Origin of the sequence: Streptomyces sp. NPDC060000, assembly GCF_042737375.1 — a bacterium.
Classification (GTDB): domain Bacteria; phylum Actinomycetota; class Actinomycetes; order Streptomycetales; family Streptomycetaceae; genus Streptomyces.
The window spans coordinates 69596-75899 of record NZ_JBHWUU010000046.1 but is presented as its reverse complement, the minus strand read 5'-3'; the positions used below and the strand labels follow the sequence as shown (position 1 = coordinate 75899).

Here is a 6304-nt window from a genome sequence, read left to right as displayed (position 1 = left end):
GGTACCGGGGGTGCCGCCCATCGGCGTACGGCGAAACGACTACTTGCGCATGACCTCGGGCTCGTGGCGGCGCAGGAAGCGGGCCACGAAGAAGCCGCAGATCACGCCGAGGACGACCAGCGCGGCCATGTCCAGGCCCCAGGCGCCGACGGTGTGCTCCCACAGCGGGTCCGTGGCACCGCCGTCCTTGGGCGGGCTGATCTTGTTGAAGTCCAGCGTGGCGCCCGCGGCGCCGACCGCCCAGCGCGAGGGCATCAGATACGAGAACTCGTTGACGCCGACCGCGCCGTTCAGGGTGAACAGACAGCCGGTGAAGACGACCTGGATGATCGCGAACATGACCAGCAGCGGCATGGTCTTCTCGGCAGTCTTCACCAGCGACGAGATGACCAGGCCGAACATCATCGAGGTGAAGCCCAGCGCCATGATCGGGATGGAGAGCTCGAACATGGTGGCGCTGCCGAGGACCAGGCCCTCCTTCGGGATCTCCCGGCTCGCGAAGCCGATGACGCCGACCAGCAGACCCTGGAGCACGGTGACCACGCCGAGCACGAACACCTTGGACATCAGGTACGCGGAGCGGGACAGGCCGGTGGCGCGTTCCCGCTCGTAGATGACCCGTTCCTTGATGAGCTCGCGGACCGAGTTGGCCGCGCCCGCGAAGCAGGCGCCGACCGCGAGGATCAGCAGGACGGTGGTGGCCGTGCCGTTGGGGATGATCCGGCCGCTCTTCGGGTTGACCGGGTTGGGCAGCAGGCTGTTGCCGGAGTCGATGAGCAGGCTCACCGCGCCGAGGACGGCCGGCAGGATCACCGTCAGGGCCAGGAAGCCCTTGTCAGAGGCGATCACCGAGGAATAGCGGCGCACCAGCGTGACGAACTGAGACATCCAGCCCTGCGGCTTCGGCGGCTTCATCGCCTGCATCGGCGGCATCTGTACGGACTGCGGCGCGATGGCGTCGATGTCCGCGGCGTACATCTGGTAGTGCTGCGAGCCCTTCCAGCGGCCCGCCCAGTCGTAGTCGCGGTAGTTCTCGAAGGCGGAGAAGACATCGGCCCAGGTGTCGTAGCCGAAGAAGTTCAGCGCCTCCTCGGGCGGCCCGAAGTAGGCGACCGCACCGCCCGGCGCCATCACGAGCAGCTTGTCGCAGATCGCGAGTTCGGCCACCGAGTGCGTGACGACCAGGACCGTGCGGCCGTCGTCGGCGAGGCCGCGCAGCAGCTGCATGACATCGCGGTCCATACCCGGGTCGAGGCCGGAGGTCGGCTCGTCCAGGAAGATCAGCGACGGCTTGGTGAGCAGCTCCAGGGCCACCGAGACGCGCTTGCGCTGGCCGCCGGAGAGAGAGGTGATCTTCTTCTCTTTGTGGATGTCCAGCTTGAGCTCGCGCAGCACCTCGTCGATGCGGGCGTCGCGCTCGGCGCCCGTGGTGTCGGCGGGGAAGCGGAGCTTGGCCGCGTACTTGAGAGCCCTCTTGACGGTCAGTTCCTTGTGCAGGATGTCGTCCTGCGGGACCAGACCGATGCGCTGGCGCAGCTCGGCGAACTGCTTGTAGAGGTTCCGGTTGTCGTAGAGGACGTCACCCTGGTTGGCGGGCCGGTAGCCGGTGAGCGCCTTGAGCAGGGTCGACTTGCCGGAACCTGACGGTCCGATGACCGCGATCAGGGACTTCTCCGGGACACCGAAGGAGACGTCCTTCAGGATCTGCTTGCCGCCGTCGACCGTGACGGTCAGATGGCGGGCCGAGAAGGAGACCTCACCGGTGTCGACGAACTCCTCGAGCCGGTCACCGACGATCCGGAACGTCGAGTGGCCGACGCCGACGATGTCGGCGGGTCCCAGCTGGACCGAGCCGCCCTTGGAGATCTGCTGGCCGTTGACGTAGGTGCCGTTGTGCGAGCCGAGGTCGCGGATCTCCATACGGCCGTCGGGCGTCGAGTGGAACTCGGCGTGGTGACGCGAGACCTGGAGGTCGGAGACGACCAGCTCGTTCTCCAGGGCACGGCCGATGCGCATCACACGGCCGAGGGAGAACTGGTGGAACGTGGTCGGGCTGCGGTCACCGTAGACCGGCGGCGCCCCCGCGCCTCCACCGGGCACCTTCTGCACATACGGCTCGCCCGGCCCCTGCTGCTGCGGGACCTGCGGCGCGCCCTGCTGCGGTGGCTGCCAGCCGGCCTGCGGCGCCTGCGGCTGCGGGGCCTGCTGGGCCCAGCCGGGGTTCGCGGCCTGCGCGGCGTACGGCTGCTGCTGGGGCTGCGCGGCGGGCGCCTGCGCTCCCGAAAGGCTCACGCGCGGTCCGTCGGTCGCGTTGCCAAGGTGCAGCGCCGTGCCGGGACCGATGTCCAGCTGATGGATCCGCTGTCCCTGCGCGAACGTGCCGTTGGTGCTCCCGTGGTCCTCGACGACCCAACTGCGCCCGTTGAAGCTGACCGTGGCGTGACGCCAGGAGACCCTGGCGTCGTCGAAGACGATGTCCCCCTGCGGATCACGTCCGAGGGTGTATTGCCTGGACGGATCGAGCGTCCAGGTGCGTCCGTTCAATTCCAGTACGAGTTCCGGCACTCCAGCCCCACTGAGTTGTCCCCCGAGTTAGCCCCATCGACGGGGAGTCTAGGGATGTCGAACATCGGGGGGAACTATTTCAGTAGCGGCCCCCTGACCGAAAGTCGGGCCTTGTGAAGAGCGTGCGCGAGCGTATCGGCCGTTCCCGTTGACGGGGTTGAAACCGGCCCGGAGAGTGGTAAAGCACGCGAGGGGGACGGAAGCGGCGATCTTCGCCGCCGCGCGCCGCGGATCGGGGGGTCTGCATGAGTGCCGGTACGGGTGTCGAGGGCAGTGGGAGCGCGGCGCGCGCCAGTGGCGTGCCGTGGACGGACGTACTGCTGGCCGCGATCGCCGCGGTCAGCTGGGCGTTGATCGGGATGGCGGGGACGGCGGCGCTGGGACTGCATCTGCTCGGGGCGGACTCCGCCGGCTCGTTGGGCCCGATGACGGCCGCCGTGGTGGCCCTGGGGGCCGGTGGCTCGGTGACTCCCTCGGGCGACGTGTCCGCCTTCGGACTGACGGGCGCGGAGGCGAACACCGCCATCGAGATCACGCCATTGGGGGTGAGCCTGGTCGGTGCGCTGCTGCTGTCCTGGTTCTTCCTGCGGTCCCTGCGCACGGCCGGAGTTGTGATCGCCCCGGCCGAACTCCTCGCGCGCGTCGGCGCGGTGGTGGCGCTGTACGTGGCGATGCTCGGCGGACTGGCCTGGGCGGGGCACGACGTCATCACGCTCGACGGGAGTGCGCTGGGGCTGGACGACCTGCCCGGCGCAGGGGGCGGTGGCGGTGGCGGCCTGAACATCCCCGGGCTCGGTGATGTCGGGGACATCGGCGGGCTGCTGCCCGACCGGCTCGGCGACCTCGTCGACGCGAAGGCCGCGGTCGGCTTCACCGTCGACACGGCGCCCACGCTGCTCGGGGGGCTCGGCTGGTCGCTCGGCATCCTGGTGATCGCCCTGCTGGCCTCACGCCGCACGCCGCTGCCACCCGGCTGGGAGGCGGTGCACCGCGTGGTGCGGCCGGCGGTGTCCGCCGTGGTGACCGTGCTGCTGGTGGCCGTGGCGGCCGGGTTCGCCGCGGCGGCGTACGCGGCGATCGGCGACGACCACCCGAAGCGGATCGCGGGAGCGGCGCTGCTCGGGGCGCCGAACGGGGTCTGGCTGGGCATCCCGATCGGCCTGTTCGTCCCCTGGGACGGGCGGGCGACGGGCGCGCTGACGAGTGTCCTCCCGGACCCGTTGGACGACCTGCTGGGCGGGGGCACCGAACAGCCGGTGACACTGGGTCGCCTCGCCGAGCTGGACGGACGGGTGTGGCTGCTGGGCGTGGCGGCGGCGCTGATGATGCTGCTGGCCGGGGTGCTGACGGCCGTACGGACACCGGTGGGGTCGGCGCCTACGGGGTCCCCGCCGGGCTCGGGAACGGGTGCGCCGGCAGGCTCGGGGGCGGGAGTAGGGCCGGGCTCGGGGGCGGCAGCCAGGGAGGGGCGGGGCTCGGAGGCGGGCGCATGGACAGGAGCCGGGCAAAGCTCAGGGGCAGGCAGAGGCCCCAAGGGCCTGGGCGGGCGTGTGGTCGGTATGGCCGGGTTCGTGGGGCTTTGTGCCGTGCGGTTGGGGGTGGCGACGGCCTTGGCGTTGCCGTTGATCGCCTGGCTGACGAACGTGTCGGTCGACGCCTCCCTGTCCGTGCTGGGGTTCGACGCCTTCGGGGCCGGGATCAGGCTGCACGGGCATCTCGGTGCGGCGTCGCTGCTGGGCGCGGTGTGGGGAGCGGGGGCGGGGGCCGCCGGTGCGCTGCCGGCCTGCGCAACCGGAGCCGCGGGGCGGCGGGCGGCTCAGCCGGCACTTGGTGACGCGACGGGCGGCTCCGCGACCGGCGCCGGCGAGGGCGACGGACCGTCGGGGTACCCGGGTGAGCGGGCGGGGCCGTACGCGCCGGGTGCGCCCTCGTACCGGCCGCCGAATCCGGCCACCAACCCCTACCTTCGGGTCCCGGAGGAGGTGCGGGAGCCACGGGACGCGCGGCCGGACGGGGCTCGGGGCGACGGGTCCGGACCGTCGAGGCCGTACGAGAGCCAACGGCGGAACGAGCCCCCGCCGGGCGTGCCGCGCGGCGGGCGGCCGCCCGCCGTACCGCCGGGACCGGACGATGTCTACGGCGCGCCGACCGTGGTCCGGCCGATCGGCCCGCCTCCCCGCTCACCGCGCCGGCCTCCCGGCCCGCGTCCCGGTGAGCGTCCGCCGTCCGGACCGGAGGAGGGTCCGCCACCTCCGCCACCGCCTCCTCCCGCCCCTCCGAGGGGGCCCAGGACGCCTGGAGGACCGCGCTGAGAGGCGGGGCCGGGGACGCCCGCGGCCGGCTGTCCAGCTGCCCGCCACCTCGCCGACATCCACTGTTACCCGTCCGTCAGGCGGACCTCGGCGGCGAGCGGCACTGGGTGCCGGATACGGTGGGTACACCATGAGCGCTTTGCAGACTTCGTCCTCCGACGTCCCCACGCTCCTTGTCAAGATCTTCGGCAAGGACAGGCCGGGCATCACGGCCGGCCTCTTCGACACCCTCGCCGCCTTCTCCCTCGACGTGGTCGACATCGAGCAGGTCGTCACCCGAGGCCGGATGGTGCTGTGCGCGCTCGTGACCGAGCCGCCCTCCGGTCTGGAGGGCGAACTGCGGTCGACGGTCCACAGCTGGGCCGAGTCGATGAAGATGCAGGCCGAGATCATCTCCGGCATCGGTGACAACCGGCCGCGTGGCCTCGGCAGGTCACTGGTCACCGTGCTCGGGCATCCGCTGACCGCGGAGGCCACGGCCGCGGTCGCCGCGAAGATCACGAAGGCCGGCGGGAACATCGACCGCATATTCCGGCTCGCCAAGTACCCGGTCACCGCCGTGGAGTTCGCCGTCTCCGGAGTGGAGACCGGGCCGCTGCGCACGGCTCTGGTGACGGACGCGGCGGCGCTCGGGGTGGACGTAGCGGTGGTCGACGCGGGCCTGTACCGGCGAGCCCAGCGGCTCGTGGTCATGGACGTCGACTCCACCCTGATCCAGGACGAGGTGATCGAGCTCTTCGCCGCGCACGCCGGCTGCGAGGACGAGGTCGCCGAGGTGACGGCGGCCGCGATGCGCGGTGAGCTCGACTTCGAGCAGTCGCTGCACGCGCGGGTGGCGCTGCTGGCGGGGCTGGACGCCTCGGTCGTGGACAAGGTGCGCGCCGAGGTGCGGCTGACGCCGGGGGCGCGCACGCTGATCCGCACGCTGAAGCGGCTCGGGTACCAGGTGGGGGTCGTCTCCGGCGGCTTCACCCAGGTCACCGACGACCTTCAGGAGCGGCTCGGGCTGGACTTCGCCCAGGCCAACACCCTGGAGATCGTCGACGGCAGGCTGACCGGCCGGGTCACCGGCGAGATCGTGGACCGTGCGGGCAAGGCGCGGCTGCTGCGCCGGTTCGCCGCCGAGGCTGGTGTGCCGCTCTCGCAGACCGTGGCGATCGGTGACGGCGCCAATGACCTCGACATGCTCAACGCGGCCGGTCTCGGGGTCGCCTTCAACGCCAAGCCGGTGGTGCGCGAGGCGGCGCACACGGCGGTGAACGTGCCGTTCCTGGACACCGTCCTGTATCTGCTCGGTATCACCCGCGAAGAGGTCGAGGCCGCGGAGACACACGACGAGCAGTAACCCGGCGCTGTCGTACCGGACGCACGGGCGTGCCGGGGCACGCGGGGCACGCGAACAAAATGGGCAGGGCCCGGCGCCGTCG

The 6304-nt window shown here is 71.6% G+C and carries 3 protein-coding genes; 2 read left to right on the top strand and 1 reads right to left on the bottom strand.

Annotation, left to right across the window (positions count from 1 at the left end; genetic code table 11):
- Positions 1-39 precede the first annotated feature (39 nt).
- On the bottom strand, positions 40-2565 hold the full coding sequence (locus ACFWBB_RS23890) for an FHA domain-containing protein (RefSeq protein ID WP_385275966.1): 2526 nt from the start codon (positions 2563-2565) through the stop codon (positions 40-42).
- 245 nt (positions 2566-2810) lie between these two features.
- On the opposite strand from ACFWBB_RS23890, the gene ACFWBB_RS23885 reads away from it, so the two are divergent.
- Both ACFWBB_RS23885 and serB read left to right on the top strand, forming a co-directional pair.
- Positions 2811-4877 carry a streptophobe family protein gene (locus tag ACFWBB_RS23885; RefSeq protein ID WP_385275963.1) on the top strand — a complete coding sequence of 689 codons (2067 nt, stop codon included), beginning with the start codon at positions 2811-2813 and terminating at the stop codon, positions 4875-4877.
- Positions 4878-5007: 130 nt separating this feature from the next.
- Complete coding sequence (serB, locus tag ACFWBB_RS23880) at positions 5008-6222, top strand: phosphoserine phosphatase SerB (protein WP_385275960.1); 1215 nt, start codon at positions 5008-5010, stop codon at positions 6220-6222.
- Positions 6223-6304: the final 82 nt, after the last annotated feature.

Coding starts and splice junctions, on each gene's coding strand:
- ACFWBB_RS23885 (WP_385275963.1), top strand. CDS start 2,811: ATGAGTGCCGGTACGGGTGTCGAGGGCAGTGGGAGCGCGGCGCGCGCC.
- serB (WP_385275960.1), top strand. CDS start 5,008: ATGAGCGCTTTGCAGACTTCGTCCTCCGACGTCCCCACGCTCCTTGTC.